This is a genomic window from Pseudanabaena sp. PCC 7367, from assembly GCF_000317065.1.
Classification (GTDB): domain Bacteria; phylum Cyanobacteriota; class Cyanobacteriia; order Pseudanabaenales; family Pseudanabaenaceae; genus Thalassoporum; species Thalassoporum mexicanum.
In genome coordinates, this window is sequence record NC_019701.1 from 571724 (window position 1) to 591196 (window position 19473).

The 19473-nt window shown below is 47.8% G+C and carries 10 protein-coding genes and 1 pseudogene; 5 read left to right on the forward strand and 6 right to left on the reverse strand.

Annotated elements, in window-relative coordinates:
• Positions 1-126 precede the first annotated feature (126 nt).
• The 3 genes from rpoB (at position 127) to PSE7367_RS02255 (ending at position 10227) form a co-directional block, all read left to right on the forward strand.
• Positions 127-3426, forward strand: coding sequence for a DNA-directed RNA polymerase subunit beta (gene rpoB / locus PSE7367_RS02245; RefSeq protein ID WP_015163739.1), 3300 nt, complete (start codon positions 127-129; stop codon positions 3424-3426).
• 438 nt (positions 3427-3864) lie between these two features.
• A complete protein-coding gene (locus PSE7367_RS02250) occupies positions 3865-5742 on the forward strand; it encodes a DNA-directed RNA polymerase subunit gamma (protein ID WP_015163740.1) in 1878 nt (625 codons plus the stop codon).
• A 279-nt stretch (positions 5743-6021) separates the two neighbouring features.
• Positions 6022-10227 (forward strand): DNA-directed RNA polymerase subunit beta', encoded by a 4206-nt coding sequence (locus tag PSE7367_RS02255; protein WP_015163741.1) that lies wholly within the window; start codon positions 6022-6024, stop codon positions 10225-10227.
• Positions 10228-10472: 245 nt separating this feature from the next.
• Here the strand turns inward: PSE7367_RS02255 and PSE7367_RS20970 are convergent.
• The 3 genes and pseudogenes from PSE7367_RS20970 to grpE form a co-directional block, all read right to left on the reverse strand.
• Positions 10473-10645, reverse strand: a pseudogene (locus PSE7367_RS20970) (DJ-1/PfpI family protein); the annotation flags it as partial.
• Positions 10646-10761: 116 nt separating this feature from the next.
• Positions 10762-12621: a molecular chaperone DnaK gene (gene dnaK, locus PSE7367_RS02260; RefSeq protein WP_015163742.1), complete on the reverse strand. Its 1860-nt coding sequence runs from the start codon at positions 12619-12621 to the stop codon at positions 10762-10764.
• A gap of 124 nt (positions 12622-12745) precedes the next feature.
• Complete coding sequence (gene grpE / locus PSE7367_RS02265) at positions 12746-13588, reverse strand: nucleotide exchange factor GrpE (protein ID WP_015163743.1); 843 nt, start codon at positions 13586-13588, stop codon at positions 12746-12748.
• A gap of 441 nt (positions 13589-14029) precedes the next feature.
• Here grpE and PSE7367_RS02270 point away from each other — a divergent pair, with 441 nt between their 5' ends.
• Complete coding sequence (locus PSE7367_RS02270) at positions 14030-14818, forward strand: alpha/beta fold hydrolase (protein ID WP_015163744.1); 789 nt, start codon at positions 14030-14032, stop codon at positions 14816-14818.
• Between the two features lie 206 nt (positions 14819-15024).
• On the opposite strand, the gene grxC is transcribed toward PSE7367_RS02270, so the two are convergent.
• Both grxC and PSE7367_RS02280 read right to left on the reverse strand, forming a co-directional pair.
• A complete protein-coding gene (gene grxC, locus PSE7367_RS02275) occupies positions 15025-15288 on the reverse strand; it encodes a glutaredoxin 3 (RefSeq protein ID WP_015163745.1) in 264 nt (87 codons plus the stop codon).
• Positions 15289-15441: 153 nt separating this feature from the next.
• Positions 15442-17478, reverse strand: a complete 2037-nt coding sequence (locus tag PSE7367_RS02280) for a peptidoglycan D,D-transpeptidase FtsI family protein (RefSeq protein ID WP_225882675.1) — start codon at positions 17476-17478, stop codon at positions 15442-15444.
• Positions 17479-17593: 115 nt separating this feature from the next.
• Here PSE7367_RS02280 and PSE7367_RS22865 point away from each other — a divergent pair, with 115 nt between their 5' ends.
• Positions 17594-17728: a hypothetical protein gene (locus PSE7367_RS22865; RefSeq protein ID WP_264314167.1), complete on the forward strand. Its 135-nt coding sequence runs from the start codon at positions 17594-17596 to the stop codon at positions 17726-17728.
• Between the two features lie 316 nt (positions 17729-18044).
• Here the strand turns inward: PSE7367_RS22865 and murD are convergent, their stop codons facing one another.
• Positions 18045-19472 carry a UDP-N-acetylmuramoyl-L-alanine--D-glutamate ligase gene (murD, locus tag PSE7367_RS02290; RefSeq protein WP_015163747.1) on the reverse strand — a complete coding sequence of 476 codons (1428 nt, stop codon included), beginning with the start codon at positions 19470-19472 and terminating at the stop codon, positions 18045-18047.
• Position 19473: the final 1 nt, after the last annotated feature.

A 19473-nucleotide genomic window follows, 5' to 3' on the forward strand; every position in this document is an offset into this window, starting at 1 on the left:
AATAATTTATTTAAAAATTTGATATTGACATATACTAGTAGTCTGAGAGATAATCTTAACCTTATGCCACAACATCATTGGGCGATGAAAAACGCTCTCACTTGAAGAACTGCAGTAATTCAGTGCATGAATAAGCCTACACAGATAACTCCTGCTATTGCTCTACCAGATCTAGTAGAAATTCAGCGGGAGAGCTTCCGCTGGTTTCTCGAAGAAGGATTAATTGAAGAACTTGCTAGCTTTTCACCGATTACCGATTACACCGGAAAAATTGAGCTTCACTTTGTTGGTAAAGATTATAAGTTAAAAAAGCCCAAATACGCAGTTGATGAAGCCAAGCGTCGTGATGCTACCTATTCGGTGCAGATGTACGTGCCTACCCGCTTGATCAACAAAGAAACGGGTGAAATTAAAGAACAAGAAGTCTTTATCGGCGATCTGCCCCTCATGACCGATCGCGGTACATTCATTATTAATGGTGCCGAGCGGGTAATCGTTAATCAGATTGTGCGTAGTCCTGGTGTCTACTACAAATCTGAAACCGATAAGAACAGCCGTCGTACCTATAATGCCAGCTTGATCCCCAACCGGGGGGCATGGCTGAAATTTGAAACCGATAAGAATGACCTGGTTTGGGTGCGGATCGACAAGACCCGCAAACTGTCAGCGCAGATTTTACTCAAAGCACTGGGGCTATCCGATGCCGATATCTTTGACTCGCTGCGCCATCCGGAATATTTCCAAAAAACGATCGAAAAAGAAGGGCAATATAACGAAGAAGATGCCCTGCTGGAACTATACCGCAAGCTCCGCCCCGGTGAACCGCCTACGGTTGCTGGTGGGCAGCAATTATTAGAATCCCGCTTTTTTGATCCCAAGCGCTATGACCTGGGTCGGGTTGGTCGTTATAAAATCAACCGCAAGCTGCGTTTGAATGTGGCCGAAACCACCAGGGTGCTAACGCCGGAAGATATTTTGTCGGCGATCAACTATTTGATTAATTTAGAATATGACGTTGGCCAAACCGATGACATTGACCACCTGGGTAATCGCCGGGTGCGATCGGTTGGTGAACTATTGCAAAACCAGGTTAGGGTTGGCCTGAATCGCCTGGAGCGGATTATTCGGGAGCGGATGACTGTTTCCGAAGCTGATGTGCTCACACCAGCATCATTGGTGAACCCCAAGCCATTGGTAGCGGCGATCAAAGAATTCTTTGGTTCCAGTCAGCTATCCCAGTTTATGGATCAAACTAATCCCCTGGCGGAGTTGACCCATAAACGACGGCTGAGTGCCCTTGGCCCTGGCGGCTTAACCCGTGAACGGGCTGGCTTTGCAGTGCGCGATATTCACCCCAGTCACAATGGCCGAATCTGCCCGATCGAAACGCCTGAAGGCCCTAACGCTGGTCTGATTGGTTCACTGGCTACCCATGCCAGGGTTAATCAATATGGCTTTATTGAAGCGCCCTATCTGCCAGTTGAAGATGGCTTAATTCGCTATGACCTCACGCCTATTTATATGACGGCGGACGAAGAGGATGAGTTCCGGGTTGCCCCTGGCGATGTGCCCATGAATGAAGAGGGCTGGATCACGGCTGACTTTGTGCCAGTGCGATATCGTCAGGAATTTGGCACCGCCGAGCCCAATGACCTTGATTACGTTGCGGTTTCACCAGTGCAGATCATCTCGGTGGCCACATCATTAATTCCATTCCTGGAACATGATGATGCTAACCGTGCCCTGATGGGATCGAACATGCAGCGGCAAGCTGTGCCATTGCTACGCCCAGAAAGACCTCTAGTCGGTACTGGTTTAGAAGCTCAGGCAGCACGAGATTCCGGCATGGTAATTGTTTCGCGCTCCGATGGTGAGGTGATTTACTCATCTGCCGACGAGATTCGGGTTAAATCCGATGATGGTGGCGTAATTAATTACTACTTGCAGAAATATCAACGCTCTAATCAAGATACCTGCCTCAATCAGCGACCGATCGCTGCCCGTGGCGATCGCGTGGTCAAGGGTCAAATCCTGGCCGATGGTTCTGCTACTGAAGGTGGTGAATTGGCGCTGGGTCAAAATATCCTGGTGGCCTATATGCCCTGGGAAGGCTACAACTACGAAGATGCAATCCTGATTAATGAGCGCCTGGTAATCGATGATGTCTATACTTCGATTCACATTGAAAAATATGAGATCGAGGCCAGACAGACCAAGCTGGGGCCAGAGGAAATTACCCGCGAAATTCCTAACGTGGGTGAAGACTCACTGCGTCAATTAGATGAACAGGGCATTATCCGCGTCGGTGCTTGGGTAGAAGCTGGCGATATTCTGGTTGGTAAGGTTACGCCGAAGGGTGAATCCGATCAGCCGCCGGAAGAAAAGCTACTCAGGGCGATCTTTGGTGAAAAAGCAAGGGATGTGCGCGATAACTCCCTGCGCGTACCCAATGGTGAAAAAGGCCGCGTCGTTGATGTGCGCTTGTTTACCCGTGAGCAGGGTGATGAGTTGCCGCCTGGTGCCAACATGGTAGTACGGGTTTATGTGGCTCAAAAGCGCAAAATCCAAGTGGGCGACAAAATGGCTGGTCGTCACGGCAATAAGGGGATTATTTCCCGAATTTTGCCCAAGGAAGACATGCCATACCTAGAAGATGGCACAGCGGTTGATATTGTGCTCAATCCTCTGGGTGTACCTTCCCGGATGAACGTTGGCCAAGTGTTTGAATGTTTGCTTGGTTGGGCTGGCCAGAACAAAGATGTGCGCTATAAAATTACTCCCTTTGATGAAAGACATGGGGAAGAAATGTCGCGCAACTCTGTACATCAGCAGCTCAAAGAAGCCCAAAGGGCGATCGGCGAGGAGTGGATCTTTAATCCCGACAACCCCGGCAAGTTGACTGTCTATGATGGTCGTACCGGTGAGAAATTTGACCAGCCAGTTACGGTGGGCAAAGCCTATATGCTCAAACTGGTACACCTGGTTGATGATAAGATTCACGCCCGATCGACTGGCCCATATTCACTGGTAACACAACAGCCCCTGGGTGGTAAAGCCCAACAGGGTGGTCAGCGGTTCGGTGAAATGGAAGTATGGGCATTGGAAGCCTTTGGTGCTGCCTATACCCTGCAAGAGCTACTCACGGTGAAGTCGGATGATATGACCGGACGCAACGAGTCCCTCAATGCGATCGTAAAAGGTCATGCGATCCCACGACCAGGCACACCGGAATCGTTCAAGGTACTGGTGCGAGAGCTACAGTCACTCTGTTTGGATGTGTCGGTACACAAGCTGGAATCCGGAGATGATGGTAGTAACCAGGATACCGAAGTTGATCTAATGGTGGATATGGATGGTCGTCGAACTCCATCTCGTCCCACCTATGAATCAATTTATCGCTCCGAGGATGAAGAGACGGAATCCTAAGCAGCGCTAGATAAAAGATCAGCCGATCGCTATCGTTGATCTGGTTAGCTCTAGTTAATTCCAGCCGTTAGCAGTGATTCACTCCTGAATGTTTTGGCTTGTTTAGGACTTAACCAATAGGTTCTTAGGCAAATAGAATGTGTGATCTTTAGCATGATCATACTAACTATCTATATCAATTGGCCAATCCCATTGATTTCAGGAGTGATTACTTGCTCAAAGTCTTTCTAATTATCTAATTAAACAAAGTAGTTCTAATTGAATTGTTGGCATTCTAATTTAATCTCACTAGTTTTAGTTGAATTTAAATCGAATTTGTAGGTAGGTAGTAAGGCTTAAAGGCGATCGGCTTGTAAATAAAAAATTCTGTAAATCAAAAGATCGAGTTTATCTGTTGGGCAATATCAGTAGAGTTGAAGTTGGGGACTTTCTAGATCTATGGCAAGAATAGAGCAGCGGTTTGATTATGTAAAAATAGGGATCGCTTCACCGGAAAGAATCAGGCAGTGGGGTGAACGCATCCTGCCCAATGGTAGTGTTGTAGGTGAGGTGACCAAACCAGAAACCATTAACTACCGCACCCTCAAGCCAGAAATGGATGGGTTGTTTTGCGAGCGCATTTTTGGCCCAGCCAAAGACTGGGAATGCCATTGTGGTAAATACAAGCGGGTGCGCCATCGCGGTATTGTCTGCGAGCGCTGCGGCGTGGAAGTAACTGAATCACGGGTACGCCGCCATCGGATGGGTTTCATCAAGTTGGCTGCCCCAGTTACCCATGTTTGGTATCTCAAGGGCATCCCCAGTTATATGGCAACTTTGCTGGATATGCCGCTGCGGGATGTGGAGCAAATTGTTTACTTCAATGCCTATGTGGTAACCGATGCGGGCAATCATCCTAATCTTACGTTCAAGCAACTCCTGACAGAGGATCAATGGCTGGAGATCGAGGATCAAATCTATGCTGAAGATTCTGAGCTAGAGGGCATTAGGGTTGAAATTGGTGCTGAAGCAATTCAATACCTGCTCCAAAATATAAATCTTGAAGAAGAAGCAGAGCAACTGCGCGAAGACATTGCCAATTCCAAGGGTCAAAAACGCGCCAAGTTAATCAAACGCCTGCGGGTAGTGGACAACTTTGTGGCCACGGGTTCCAAGCCAGATTGGATGGTATTGGAAGTAATTCCCGTAATTCCGCCTGATCTGCGGCCAATGGTGCAGTTAGATGGTGGCCGATTTGCCACTAGCGATCTCAATGATTTATATCGGCGCGTGATCAATCGCAACAATCGCCTCGCCAGACTACAGGAAATTCTGGCACCGGAAATCATTGTCCGGAATGAAAAGCGGATGCTGCAAGAGGCGGTTGATGCCCTGATTGATAATGGTAGGCGTGGCCGCACCGTGGTAGGTGCCAACAATCGCCCCCTCAAATCCCTGTCTGACATTATTGAAGGGAAGCAAGGGCGGTTCCGCCAAAACTTACTCGGTAAGCGGGTTGACTATTCCGGCCGATCGGTAATTGTGGTTGGACCCAATCTGCGCATTCATCAGTGCGGCTTGCCCAAGGAAATGGCGATCGAACTGTTTCAGCCATTTGTGATCAATCGCTTGATCAAAGCTGGCCTGGTCAACAATATCAAAGCCGCCAAAAAGCTGATCCAACGGGATGATCCGGCCGTGTGGGATGTGCTAGAAGAAGTAATCCGCGATCACCCGGTAATGCTAAACCGCGCCCCGACATTGCACCGATTGGGAATTCAGGCATTTGAGCCAATTTTAGTTGATGGCCGCGCCATTCAATTGCACCCGCTTGTTTGCCCAGCGTTTAATGCTGACTTTGATGGTGACCAAATGGCGGTTCATGTGCCTTTGTCCTTAGAAGCTCAGGCCGAAGCCAGACTATTGATGTTGGCCTCGAATAACATTATGTCGCCAGCTACCGGTAGGCCAATTATTACGCCTAGCCAAGATATGGTTCTAGGCTGCTATTACCTGACCGCCGACAATCATCTGAATCAAAAAGGTGCTGGCCATTATTATGCCAGTTTCAAGGATGTAATTATGTCCTACGAACAGGGACATGTGGAACTCCACGCCAAAATCTGGGTGCGCTTTGATGGCAAAGTTCAAGGTGATGGGATCGGCGATGGCGAAGAACCTGAAGTGCAAGAAAGTGGTGATGGTTCTAAGTTGAAAACCTACAAATCTTTGCGAGTCAGGGAGGATAGCGATGGTAATTTGCTTTCTCAATATGTACTGACAACACCAGGTCGGGTGATTTTGAACCAGGCTATTCTCGACTCGTTGGCCAGTTAGTTTGGCCGATCGCACCTAAAATTTATTTGCACCTATATTTCTATATTTCTATATTTGATATTTGATTTATTTAGCAGCAGGTAGTTGTGGGATGGAGAGAATTCATTTTTTTCAGGCTTAACTCAGACCGGAATGATCAGGTGTGGTGGATGATTGACTTTAATCTAGCTGGTTTATTTTGGTAGATCGATTGCTAACTCGATCGCCAGAGTTAACCAGGTTTAGCTAAGTTTATATTCCAATTAGCTTTTCTATAACATTGGCATAGCAGAAAATATTATGGCAGATCTAACAGTGAACGGCGCAGAATCGAATCGCTCAAAAGATAAGACAACCCCAGCGGTTTTTATCAATCAAACCGTTGACAAAAAGCAGCTCAAAAATTTAATTTCCTGGGCTTTTACCCACCACGGCACGGCCAGAGCCGCTTACATGGCTGATGAGATCAAAGCGCTTGGGTTTCGCTATGCAACTCAAGCGGGGGTCTCGATCAGTGTGGAGGATTTACAAATTCCGCCCAGCAAAAAGCAACTCTTGGCAGAGGCGGAAGAGGAAATCGAAGCGACCGAAAACCGCTATTCACGCGGTGAAATTACCGAGGTGGAGCGATTCCAGAAAGTGATCGACACCTGGAATGTCACCAACGAAAACCTCAAAAATGAGGTGGTCAAAAACTTTAAGGTCAATAACCCCCTGAATTCGGTCTATATGATGGCCTTCTCTGGGGCAAGGGGTAACATTTCCCAGGTGCGCCAGTTGGTAGGGATGCGGGGTCTAATGGCCGATCCACAAGGGGCAATCATTGACTTGCCAATTAAAACCAATTTCCGGGAAGGCTTAACGGTCACGGAATATATTATTTCGTCCTATGGGGCACGCAAAGGCTTAGTAGATACGGCGTTGCGTACTGCTGACTCCGGATATCTTACCCGTCGTCTGGTGGACGTTTCCCAGGATGTAATTATTCGAGAAACCGACTGTGGCACGACCAGAGGTGTGGTGACGCAGGCCATGAAAGATGGCGATCGGGTTTTAATCCCGCTCAGAGATCGGTTGTTTGGTCGCACCGCTGCCATTGATGTGACTGATCCCAAGACCGGTGAGGTGATTGTAGCGGCAGGTCAATGTTTCTCGGAAGAACTTTCGATCGCCGTAGAAAAATCTGGTGTGAAATTAGTTAAGGTGCGATCGGCGCTGACCTGTGAATCAACCCGATCGGTCTGTCAAACCTGTTATGGTTGGAGCCTTGCCCATGCCAAAATCGTGGACATCGGCGAAGCGGTTGGAATCATTGCCGCCCAGTCGATCGGTGAACCTGGTACCCAGCTAACCATGCGTACTTTCCACACCGGTGGTGTATTTACCGGCGAGATCGCCCAGCAAAGCCGCGCTAAATTTGTCGGCTCGATCAAATTTTCTAAGAATTTACGCTTGCGGCCGATTCGCACCCGCCATGGTGATGATGCCTATATTGTTGAGGCTCCAGGCGAATTTATGCTGGAAAGTAAGGAAGGACGCAAGAAATCCTACAGCGTGACCCAGGGTTCTACCTTGCTAGTTCAAGATGGTCAGCAAGTTGAAAAAGATCAACTAATGGCTGAAGTCGCAATTTCTGGCCGCACCAAAAAGAGTACCGAAAAGGCCAAAAAAGAGCTAAAAACTAACCTCTCTGGGGAAGCCCTCTTCTCTGGCCTAGTACCAGAAGAAAAGAAAGATCGCCAGGGTAACACCAGCTATATTGCTACTCGCAGCGGCTTAATTTGGATTCTGGGTGGTCAGGTGTATAACTTGCTGCCCGGTGCCGACCCAGTGGTCAAAAATGGCGATCGGGTTGAGATTGATGACGTGTTGGCGGTAACCGAATTGGTAACCGAACATGGTGGCGTAGTTAGGCTCAAAGACGAAGACGCACGCCATAACCGCGAAGTGGAAATCATCACCGCCTCGGTGGTACTCGATCGGGCTAAGGTTGAAGAAGAAGTCAGCCAAAGTCGAGAGCATTACATCCTGCATACTGCCAGTGGCCAGCGGTTCTTGCTCAAGGCAGCACCAGGCACTAAGGTCACCAGTAACCAGGTTGTGGCCGAGCTAATCGATGATACCTACCACACCAACAGCGGTGGCATTATTAAATACTCTGGCGATCTTGAAGTTGCCAAACGCAGCAAAGCTAAACAGGGTTTTGAAGTGCTCAAGGGCGGCACCCTACTTTGGATTCCTGAAGAAGCCCATGAGGTAAATAAGGATATTTCCCTGTTGCTGGTCGAAGATGGTCAATATCTGGAAGCTGGTACCGAAGTGGTCAAAGACATCTTCTGTCAGAGTTCTGGTGTAGTTGAGGTGACCCAGAAAAATGACATTTTGCGCGAGATTGTGATCAAGCCGGGCGATCTGCACCTGGTGGATGATCCCCAATCGGCGCTGAAGAAAAATGAAACCCTGGCTCAGCCTGGCACCGAAATCTTACCTGGCCTAGCCAGTGAAGAGCTGCGCTATGTTGAGTATGTCGAAACCCCAGAAGGGCCAGCAATCCTATTGCGACCGGTTCAGGAATTTTCAGTACCCGACAAGCCATCGATCCCCAGCCAGGATTCGATCTCTGAGATCAGTTCAATTCGGCTCAGAGCAGTGCAGCGGATTCCCTATAAAGACGGCGAGCGCGTCAAGTCGATCAGTGGCCTAGAGTTGCTGCGTACCCAACTGCTATTGGAGATCGACACTGAAGCGCCACAGATTGCCGCTGATATTGAGTTTGTGGCCGATGAAGAAGACCCAGAACTATTGCGATTGCAACTGGTTATTCTAGAGTCTTTGATCATCCGTCAGGATACAGCATCCGACCCAACCCAGACCAATACTCGCACCAGGATTTTAGTAGAAGAGGCGCAACAAATTGCCCCAGGTGAAGTTGTGGCTCGTACCGAGATCCTTTGTAAGCAGTCTGGCGAAATACGCGGGATCAAAGAGGGAGCAGAGTTAGTCAGGCGGATTCTGGTGGTTACGGAAGAAGATCGGATCAGTATTCCTTGCGCTGATCCACAAGTAGCGGTGGGTGATCTGCTGCGGATCGGTGACTCCGTGGGCAGTAATACGATCGCGTCTGAATCCGGTCAGGTTAGAGCGATCGAGAATGGCGAAGTGATCGTACGGATCGGTCGCCCATATTTGATCTCGCCCGGCGCAGTGCTGCAAATTGATAATGCTGATCTAGTGCAACGCGGTGATATTCTCGCCTTCCTGGTATTTGAACGCGCTAAAACCGGTGATATTATCCAGGGTCTACCCCGAATTGAAGAATTGTTAGAAGCACGCAAACCCAAGGAAATGTGTGTGTTGGCGCAAAGAGCCGGCACGGTTCAGGTTACCTACTTTGAGGATGACAACTTTGAGTTGAAGATCCTTGAAGCGGATGGCACCTTGACCGAATATTCGATCAATCCAGGACAGAGCTTAATTGTGTCCGATGGCCAGCAGCTAGATGCAGCCGAACCCCTTACCGATGGGCCTTCAAATCCCCATGACATTCTTGATATTTTCTTTAATATCCATAAAGAAAAAGTTGGGATTAAAGAAGCCGCTTTAATTAGTTTGCAAAAGGTGCAGGAATTCCTCGTCAATGAAGTACAAACGGTTTATCAATCTCAAGGGGTTGATATTTCCGACAAACACATTGAAGTGGTGGTCAAGCAAATGACCTCCAAAGTGCGGATTGATGATGGCGGAGATACCACCAGATTGCCGGGTGAGTTGGTTGACCTGCATCAGGTTGAACAAATCAACGAAGCGATGGAAATTACTGGCGGTGCGCCCGCTGAATATACGCCTGTGTTGATGGGGATTACTAAAGCTAGCTTGAATACAGATAGCTTTATCTCGGCGGCCAGCTTCCAGGAAACCACCAGGGTACTAACCGAAGCGGCGATCGAAGGTAAGTCTGATTGGTTGCGCGGTCTGAAGGAAAACGTGATCATTGGTCGCTTGATTCCGGCAGGCACAGGCTTTAATGCCTATGACAATATGTCTTTGGATATTGATGATTCCTACGAATCAATCCCTGACTTTGATGAAAGTACCGATGATGTAATCATTGATGACAACACGGCGCGCAACTATCGAATTGAAGGGGTTGGCTTTACTCAGGATCTGCCCAATCGTGACAATGTGCGTGATGTAATTTCCAGCAGTAGCGAGGAATTGATCTCCGATCAATCTCAGGCTAATGAATTGGTCAATAGCGGCGCAGATATGCTAATTGGGGATGATGTTAAAGACCTGGTTGGTGGTGAAGGCCTAGTGGGCAATGTGGGCGGTAAGCCCAGCTATCCTGGGATCGCACCGCAAGCCAACCTAGCCGATGAGCTAGTTGATGATCACACCACGATTGGTAACAATCCTGATGCCCCGCCCAGCGCCCCACCTAGCATAAGTGCAGCTCCAAACGAATTGGGGACTGAGCCTGGAACCATCGAGGATATGCCTGAATAAGATGGCTGAATCGATCGAACATCGATTAATGGTTAGTCATCTTGGTTAACAGAGGCTCTTCTTTAAATCAGTTGATTTAGGTTGATGTTGATTCCTTTGTCTTAACTAAGGCTTGACTGGATTAAATATCCAAATAAATATAAATATCTAAATATATAAACAGGTTGGACTTAGCTTAGGGTTAAATTCAGCCTGTTTTTATTGGTATTGTGTCGGCTCGACAAGTTTAGAAGATTGCAGATCATCCGATCGCCTTCAAAGTCATGCACCGCCGTGGCGATCGTCTCGCCTGCTTTTCTTGTCAAGACAAACCACATCAACGGTATGCCCCACCATTAACAGCGCTTGAAATGGCACCATGATTTCGTAGTCTTCTACAATAGTCACCCGCCAACATTAAAATTTCTTTGCCTGCCATAAGTCCTTACCTCAAAACCGTATTTTTCTACCTAGACGATTTTGATCTAAGTTTATTATTGGTTCAAGAGGATGGACATGCTTTGCAAGCTTGTGTAATAGATAAAATTAGATTATTTATTCTTCGTCCTTATCCTTGACTCGCTCCACCTGTGAATAACGCTCCACCGCTTGGGTCACATCAAACAGCGATTGTTGCAATGGCTTGAGGGTAGATTGCATATCCTCGTAGCTAATCTCATCCTTATCCGATTGCAGCAAGGCTTTGAGGGCATCAATGTTTTTCTGGGTTGGCGTGCGTAAGCTCTCGGTAATTACGGTTGGGCCGTTTTCCTTGAGGATCTCTTCGACCGTGCGAATCAGGTTCTCGGCCTGGTTGCGCATATTGGCAACCTCACGGCGCATCGCATCTTCTTCGGCATATACCTCTGCTTCCATCCGCATCCGTTCAATCTCGGATGGGCTCAGGCCACCAGTATTGGTAATACTAATACTCTGCTCCACATCGGTATCAATATCCCGGGCAGAAACCTTCAGAATCCCATTGGCATCAATGTCAAAGGAAACTTCGATCTGCGGGATGCCGCGTGGGGCAGGTCTGATCCCTTCTAGTTCAAACTTGCCCAGGCTTTTATTATCCTTGGCCATTGCCCGCTCACCCTGGAGCACATGGATTTCGACGGTGGATTGATTATCTACTGCCGTGGAAAATATCTGGCCTTTGCTGGTGGGGATGGTGGTGTTGCGTTCCAGGATTTTAGTGAACACCTCGCCGACGGTTTCCAGGCCGATCGACAGGGGGATCACATCTAGCAGCAATAGGTCTTTTACTTCACCGCCCAGAATACCGGCCTGGACAGCAGCACCGACCGCCACCGCCTCATCTGGATTAACGGACTGGTCGGGCTTTTTGCCATCAAAGAACTTGGCGATCGCTTCTTGTACCGCCGGAATCCGCGTCGAACCACCCACCAGAATAATCCGATCGATTTCTTTGGGGGTGAGGGCAGCATCCTTGAGAGCCTGGGCTGTGGGTTCCAGGGTGCTCTTAACCAAATGAGCGGTTAACTCATCAAACTTGGATCTGGTTAAATCTACTTCGATCGTTTTGGGGCCAGAATCATCACTGGCAATAAATGGCAGACTAATCAGGGTACTGGGGGCACTAGAAAGCTCAATTTTGGCTTTTTCGGCTGCTTCCCTGAGGCGTTGGAGCGAGCTTTTGTCCTCCATCAAGTCAATCCCTTCGGCTTCCTTGAAGTCTGCCACCATCCAGTTGACAACGCAAGAATCAAAGTCATCACCGCCTAGGTGGTTATTCCCAGAAGTGGCCTTAACCTCAAAAATGCCATCACCAAGCTGCAACACCGATACATCAAAGGTGCCACCGCCCAAATCGAACACCAGAATCATCTGATCTTCGCTGGTTTTATCCAAGCCATAGGCCAGGGATGCGGCGGTTGGTTCATTGACAATCCGCATCACCTCCAACCCCGCGATCACACCGGCATCCTTGGTGGCCTGCCGTTGGGCATCGGTGAAATAGGCTGGAACTGTAATTACTGCCTGGGTGACTGGCTCGGAAAGATAATTCTCGGCATCTTGCTTCAGCTTGCCCAGGATCATAGACGAGATTTCCTGGGGGGTATATTCCTTATCTTCGTTAACCTTGACATTAACGGTTTCGTCTTTACCAAGCATTGTGTCATAGGGAACCCGTTGCCGCTCTTCTTCGGTTTCGTCCCAGCGCCGCCCAATGAATCGCTTAATACTAAAGATCGTGTTTTGAGGATTGGTCACCGCTTGCCGTTTGGCTACTTGACCCACAATCCGCTCATCACTATCTTTGGCAAAACCAATAATACTTGGGGTGGTGCGCCCTCCTTCAGAGCTAGAAATCACCACTGGCTTACCGCCTTCTAAAACGGCTACACAACTATTTGTAGTTCCTAAATCGATGCCGATAACTTTTGACATAACCGCAGTCCCGTTAGGCGTGTTCGTAAATCCAGATTACCCGCTTTTGGCTTAAATTATGCACAACATATGGATAGAATTAAATTTAATTTTGGTCTAACTTATAAATTCTAAGTTGACTTAACTAATTTTCTGGTGGGGCAGAGTCGATCGATTCGTCGGCTCCTGGCTCCTGGGCATCGGTTTCATTAGCTGTCGCCTCTGGCTGAGGTGGTTGAGTTGTTGGTGCTCCACCTGGCATTGCTGCTGCTACTTTAACCATGGCATGGCGCAAAATCTGATCGCCGAGCATATAACCAGGGCGTAGTTCTTCCATGACAGTGCCTTCTTCAAATTCAGCGGTGGGCTCCTGGGCGATCGCTTCATGGAATTGGGGGTCAAATTCTTGGCGTAATGTCGCCATGCGTGTTATGCCTACTTCTTTCAGGCATTTTACCAGTTGTTTGTACACCGATTGGTAACTATTGTGAATAGTAGCTTCAGCATCAGATTTAGGCTTAATCTGTGATTGGGCGCGTTCGAAGTCATCTACCACTGGCAGCAATTTTTTGAGGATTTTGGCGCTAATCTTGCCCTCTTCTTCCTCTTTCTCTCGCTCAGTACGCTTGCGATAGTTTTCAAAGTCAGCGTAGAGACGCATATATTGACCGTTGCGATCGTCGAGTTGTTTTTTCATCGCGCCAACTTGATCGATTAACTCATTGGTCTTGCCTTTAGTTGCAGCTAAATCAGCAGCTAGCTTATCTTTCTCTTTTTTTACTGCATTTACTGCCGCTTGCCCATCTGCTGCGGGTGCGCCGATTTCAGGAGCTGGCTCAACTGGTAAGGCTGTTTCTGCATTTTCCGGTGCAGCATCTCCGTCTTTAATTAGATCCTCAAGGGAAGATTCTAGATCTAGATCTTCATCTTTGAGTTCTTCTAACTCTTCTAATTCTTCTTCTGGGACTTGATTTTCTGCGTCGATCATTTTACTAGTTCGTGCTCTTGATATTGCAATTGCGCTTAATTTTAATTTAGCGGGTTTAGCCTGATTAGCTAATGGCTACATCGAGCCTAATGTTTGAGTTTATAAATCTTTTAGCGATTGACTTGAGCAAAGCTGATAAATCTCAGCAAATATCAAATCTAATTAATTATCTCACCTAATTATTATCTAAGCAGAAGTTTAACGGCTGTTGGTCTAGCTGGCTAGAATAACTTAAAATTTTGCCTTAAATATGCTCTAGCTCTGATTAGCATGAACTAAAGCTTAGCCAATCGCCTTAACTGGATCATGCTGTTTAGAAGCAATAATAGGAGCAATAACTTTATCATTGTTGCAAACCTGGATCAATGCAAAGTAGCGATCGCCACACCTTTTGTAGAGATCTCTACCTATTGATCATCTCAATTATATATATTTAAGTTTATGGCCAATTTCCTTTGCCTACATGGACATCCGGGTAATGGTGCTTGTATGGATATTTTTACTGAGCATCTGACCGCCCAAGGTTATCAGATCCTGGCTCCTGATCTAAGAGGTTATGGCAAGTTTAAGGCCAAACAAGCTTTTGCGATGCAAGATCACCTAAGCGATCTGAGCAATTTGATTATGCAGCCGGAGTATTGCCACCACCGCTTTATTTTGCTGGGTTGGTCATTGGGAGGCATTCTGGCCTTGGAATTGGCGCTGAAATTTCCCGATCGCATTGCTGGGATGATTTTGATCGCTTCAGCCGCTAGGCCACTGAGCTCACATCCTACTGGGGTTTGGCATGAGGTGGCAAATACCGGTTTGGCGGTGCTGCTCAATCAGGTTTTCCCCACCTGGCAATTCCCTAAGCAAATAGGCCGACGATCGCTGCTTAATTATCTAGTTCAAACCCACAGCGATCGCACCTATGCCTACATCACTAAGTATGGTGCTGCTGCCTTTTTGCAAACTTCCCGCCAGGCAACGACGGCGCTTAGCAGTGCCCTTAAACAAGGCTACGATCGCCGATCGGCATTGACTAAAATCAAACAGCCCTGCTTAGTGATCGCGGGAGCGCAAGATCGCCACATTACCGCCGCTTCCAGCCAGGAAACTGCCACCCTGCTACCCAACAGTACCTGGATTTGCTATCCCCAAGCTGCCCACCTGCTACCCTGGGAAATTCCCGATCGCCTTCTGGCTGATATTGATATCTGGCTAGAACAAAATGATCTGATTGATTAGAGTTGATTAGATCGGGGTTTGAATAGTGTAAATATGCTGTAAATATGCAAGATCACGATCGGGGTAAAGGATTGATTAAATAGTTAGGCAATGTAGCAGTAAGGAGCTAATGACTAATGACTAATAACTAATGACTAATGAGCTGGCCTCGCTTGGTTGATGATCATAGCTGTTTACTTAATGCCGAATGCATCAATCAGGCCACTCTAAACCAATAACGCATCCAGCTTACCCTGGCGATCGAGTGTACTGATGCCATCAAAGCCGCCAGGAATATGTTGATCATCCACAAAAATTTGCGGCACCGATCGTTTGCCATCAGAACCACGCGCCACCATCTGCTCTCTGGCTTGCTCATCACCATCAATTACATGCTCAATGTAATCGATCCCCTTTTGATCAAGTAAACTTTTTGCCCTGATGCAAAATGGACATCTTGACCAAACATAAATCTCTACTTTCTTAGACATGGGAAAATTCCTTAACTAGCGCTCTACACAGGGCTTTACATAAGTCCGAATCGATAATTGCTCAATTTGAATTGGATTATTTGTATCTGAGACAAATTACTAATTACTAACCAAATAGAAACCCGACAGAGTTAATCCGATTATTCTTAGATCTTACTCAAACTCAGGCTCATCTGAGTATAGGGCTGGATCTGGTTGTGCTTCTAAGTCTGTTTCGATCGCCTCATCTTCATCTTCATCTTCTAAGATGGCTGGCATAATTGGCGCAATCACTTCTTCTGGATGGCTAGGTGGAATTCCTTCTGCCACGATAATATCCTCGATTACATCCTTGATAATTGGTGCGGCCACCGTAGAACCAAATGCATCCGCACCGATCGGTTCATCCACAACTGCCATCAACACATATTTGGGGTTTTCAGCCGGAAAGATCGCCACAAAGCTAGTAATCTTTGCATCGGCATATCCACCATTGGGGTCGGCTTTTTGGGCTGTACCAGTTTTACCACCAAACCGATAGCCAGGAATCTTGACCGATCGGCCTGTGCCCAATTCCACCACATCGGTCATCATCTCGACTACTTTATTGGCAGTAGCCGCCGAGAACACCTGACGATGGGGGTTTAGTTTGGGTTGATAATATTCTTCCCCTTCTTCGTTAATCAAGGCTTTGACCACATGGGGCGTAAGTAGCTTGCCACCACTGGCCAAAATGCCATGCATTTGGATCATCTGGATCGGGGTGAGCGATAGACCCTGGCCAAATGCGGCGGTGGCTGGCTCGATCGTGTAGTTAATAAACTGTTCCTGGGGTTTGAGGGTGCTAGGGGTCTCGGAGGGTAAATCCACACCGGAAATATCACCCAGGCCAATTCGCTCCAGCCAGCCATAATAAACCGATGGTTGCATCCGTTGCACAATGTGAACCATACCCACATTGCTGGAATTCTGGAGCACTTGCGAGATGCTTAATGGCCCGACGTAACCTCTGTCTTCAAAGTCATAGTTAGAAACCGGCCAGCCGCCAATGATCAATGAGCCTTGATCTTCGACCACCGTATCCGGCATGATCGCACCAGTTTCAAGGGCGATCGCCACATTAATTGGTTTGAAGGTTGAGCCTGGCTCGTAGAGGTCAGAAACAGCCCAATTCTTAAACAACTCGATATCGGTTTCATAGTAGCGATTGGGATCATAGGATGGCTCCGACACCAGCGCCACCATGCCACCGGTTTGGGCATCCATCACCAAAACTGCACCGCGCTTGGCACTAAATGCTTCCATCGATCGCTTGAGCGATTGTCTGGCTACGCGCTGAATCCGAGCATCGATGGTTAGCTGTAAACTAGTGCGATCGGAGCGCATCATCCCAGCCGGAACCCCAGTTGGAATTAATTTGCCATAGCCATCGCGGGTCACATCTGAAGTGAGGTCATCTCGCCGCAACAGCTTTTCTTGGCTCCGCTCAACCCCTGCTTGTCCCTCATGATCGACATTTACATAGCCGAGGATGCCTGCCACTAGCTCTTTCTGGGGATAAATCCGGCTGCGTTGTTGGATTAGATCCAGGCCATCAATCTGCAAAGCATGAATCCGATCGGCAGTTGCTTCGGTCAACCAATATTCAATCCGGACAGAGGTGGTATCCCGATCCAATAGCTTTAATAGATCTTCGGGGGGTTGCTCCAGGATCGGCGCTAGCTTGGCCGCGATCGTTTCTGGTTTTTCTTTATAAACCTGGGGATGGGCAAACAGGGTATATACCGGTTTATCCACGGCCAGCACCGTGCCATTGCGATCGGTAATCGATCGGCGCGGGATAAAGGGACGCAGCGTATAGACCTGTTGTCGCTTCGCTCGATCAGTTAGCTCGGCAGTAGCGATCACCTGTAAATAGGCCAGCCTGGCCACTAGACCTAGAGCCGCACAACACAAAATTAGCCATACATAGACCAAGCGGCGCATGGTTATTTTATTTGGATCTGGCGCTGCTTTTTCAAGGCGACGCGAGCCAGCCGATTTATTTGACTTATTTGACCGATCCAGCCGATCGATTCGATCGATTCGATCAGAGCGATTAGCGCTAGATTCAGTCGAGCTGCTGCTTGGCTGTCGATTGTGGTTTTTGGCATTTTTCCCATCCGCGTGGGGTGCTTTCTTACGGATCGATCGCCGCATAAATGTGGTCATAGTATAGGTCTATAGGATAGAAGCCAATCGCAAATCCGATTCAATACTTTGTTTGGGTAATAGTTTAAGGTCTTTAAGTTTTGGGTAGTAGACCCTGGTAGCTTTATTTAAGGCTTTGGCAATACCGATCGCCAGATCTGGTGTTTGTTTGATTATGGCAACGAAGTCGATCGGGGGTGGTGATTCCAGGTCAAAGGGCGATCGTAAATATGTGAATATTGTGAATATTGCAAATGGCAACCAAACTTAGATTAGCGTTAAACAATTAATACTCTCAGGACTATTATTCGCTAAAGCTTTATAGCCAGATAGCCAGGTGATAACAGCTATTAAGCTGCTCCCACTTTGTGAAATAAATTAAGTGAAATAAATTAAGTGAAATGCAGTTAAATGCTATTAATTACCCTGGATGCTAATCAGACCAGTCGATCGCCTTAAGTGCAATATGCAATACCGAATAGCGATTGAATCTAGCCACAGAAATCCAGCCAATTCACTTATTTTTTAATCAATTGATTCGATTGGGTGGATGATCGTGCCATCATAGCGAGCTAGGCCAGATTAGTCTAGATCTCTAGATCTAGTTCATGGCATAGCTGCCGGAAATGGTCACCGCGCTGCTCAAAGTTGGCATATTGGTCAAAACTGGCACAGGCTGGCGAAAATAGCACTGCTTTAGCCCGATGAGCGATCGCCAATGCCACTGCTTTTGGTACAGCAACATCTAAATGGTTGACTATTTCATAACCGCTGTAGCCATTCTCGTCAAGTAGTTGGGCAAATTTGGGCGCGGCAACCCCAATTAATAGCACTGCGATCGCCTTTTGCTTAATTTTTCTTAACCAGGCAGTGGCATCCCCATTTTTGGGATCACCTCCGGCAATTAGAACCACGGGCGCATCTACGGCATCTAGAGCAACTTCTGCGGCATCATAATTAGTGGCTTTGCTATCGTTGATCAGGCTAATACCGCGATGATCGATAATATGTTCCAATCGATGGGACACGCCAGGAAACTCAGCCACCGCTTTTTCAATCACCTCTGGCGCAATTCCTGCCAATCGCGCCGCCGCCACCGCCATTAACAAGTTTTGACGGTTATGATCGCCAATTAACCGCAACTTTGCCAGAGACATCACTGGCTCACCGTTAAACATGACCAAATTGTCTTTGATTATTGCCCCCGAATGATCTGATTCCAACTCATTCGACCCATGGGTTGCATGGGTTGCACACCAGATCGCATTTGGCCATAATGCTGCGCCCCGCTCTGCCAGATATGGATCTTCCCGATTGAGTATAATCTGTTGCGATCGATGGATCAGGCTGGCTTTGATGCTGCTATAGGATTCGATCGTGTGGTGACGCTTGAGGTGATCGGGCGTAAAAGTAGTCCAGATGCCAATTTTGGGGCTTATACTACAAGCAGATTCAATTTGATAGCTGCTCAACTCGGCAATAATCCAGTCTGGTGCTTGATCTGGTTGCTGCAATGCCTGGAGTGCGATCTCACAGGCAGGAATACCTATATTGCCGCAGGCCGGTGCGTGATAACCAGCAGCTTGAAAGATCGCAGCCACCAATGCGGTAGTAGTGGTTTTGCCATTTGTGCCAGTAATACCCACCCAGGGGATCTGTTGGAGACTTTGCCAGGCTAGTTCTACCTCACCAATTATTGCTAACCCCTGCTCTCTAGCCACCACCAGGGCGGGATTGTCCCAGGGGATGCCAGGACTAACTACCACCAAGTCGGGTGGCTCAAAAGAAGCCGCCTGATCATTTCGTGCATCTCGCTCATTGCGATTATTTAAAACAGCTTGAAAGGTTTGCCCCAGGCTAGTTGCGATCCCATCCTGCGCTAGTTCTTCCTGCCGCGATCGCAATGATGAGCTATTCCCCTCATCAACGGCTAGAACCTGCCAACCCTTGGCTTTTAGCAACTTAGCTGCTGCAGTCCCGGATTTTCCTAATCCTAAAATATACGCACTAGGCATT

Bases quoted from the DNA above. Each gene is read 5' to 3' on its own strand.
- grxC (WP_015163745.1), bottom strand. From the start codon at position 15,288: ATGTCTAAGAAAGTAGAGATTTATGTTTGGTCAAGATGTCCATTTTGC.
- dnaK (WP_015163742.1), bottom strand. From the start codon at position 12,621: ATGTCAAAAGTTATCGGCATCGATTTAGGAACTACAAATAGTTGTGTA.
- PSE7367_RS02250 (WP_015163740.1), top strand. From the start codon at position 3,865: ATGGCAAGAATAGAGCAGCGGTTTGATTATGTAAAAATAGGGATCGCT.
- rpoB (WP_015163739.1), top strand. From the start codon at position 127: ATGAATAAGCCTACACAGATAACTCCTGCTATTGCTCTACCAGATCTA.
- PSE7367_RS02255 (WP_015163741.1), top strand. From the start codon at position 6,022: ATGGCAGATCTAACAGTGAACGGCGCAGAATCGAATCGCTCAAAAGAT.
- PSE7367_RS02270 (WP_015163744.1), top strand. From the start codon at position 14,030: ATGGCCAATTTCCTTTGCCTACATGGACATCCGGGTAATGGTGCTTGT.
- PSE7367_RS02280 (WP_225882675.1), bottom strand. From the start codon at position 17,478: ATGACCACATTTATGCGGCGATCGATCCGTAAGAAAGCACCCCACGCG.
- murD (WP_015163747.1), bottom strand. From the start codon at position 19,472: ATGCCTAGTGCGTATATTTTAGGATTAGGAAAATCCGGGACTGCAGCA.
- grpE (WP_015163743.1), bottom strand. From the start codon at position 13,588: ATGATCGACGCAGAAAATCAAGTCCCAGAAGAAGAATTAGAAGAGTTA.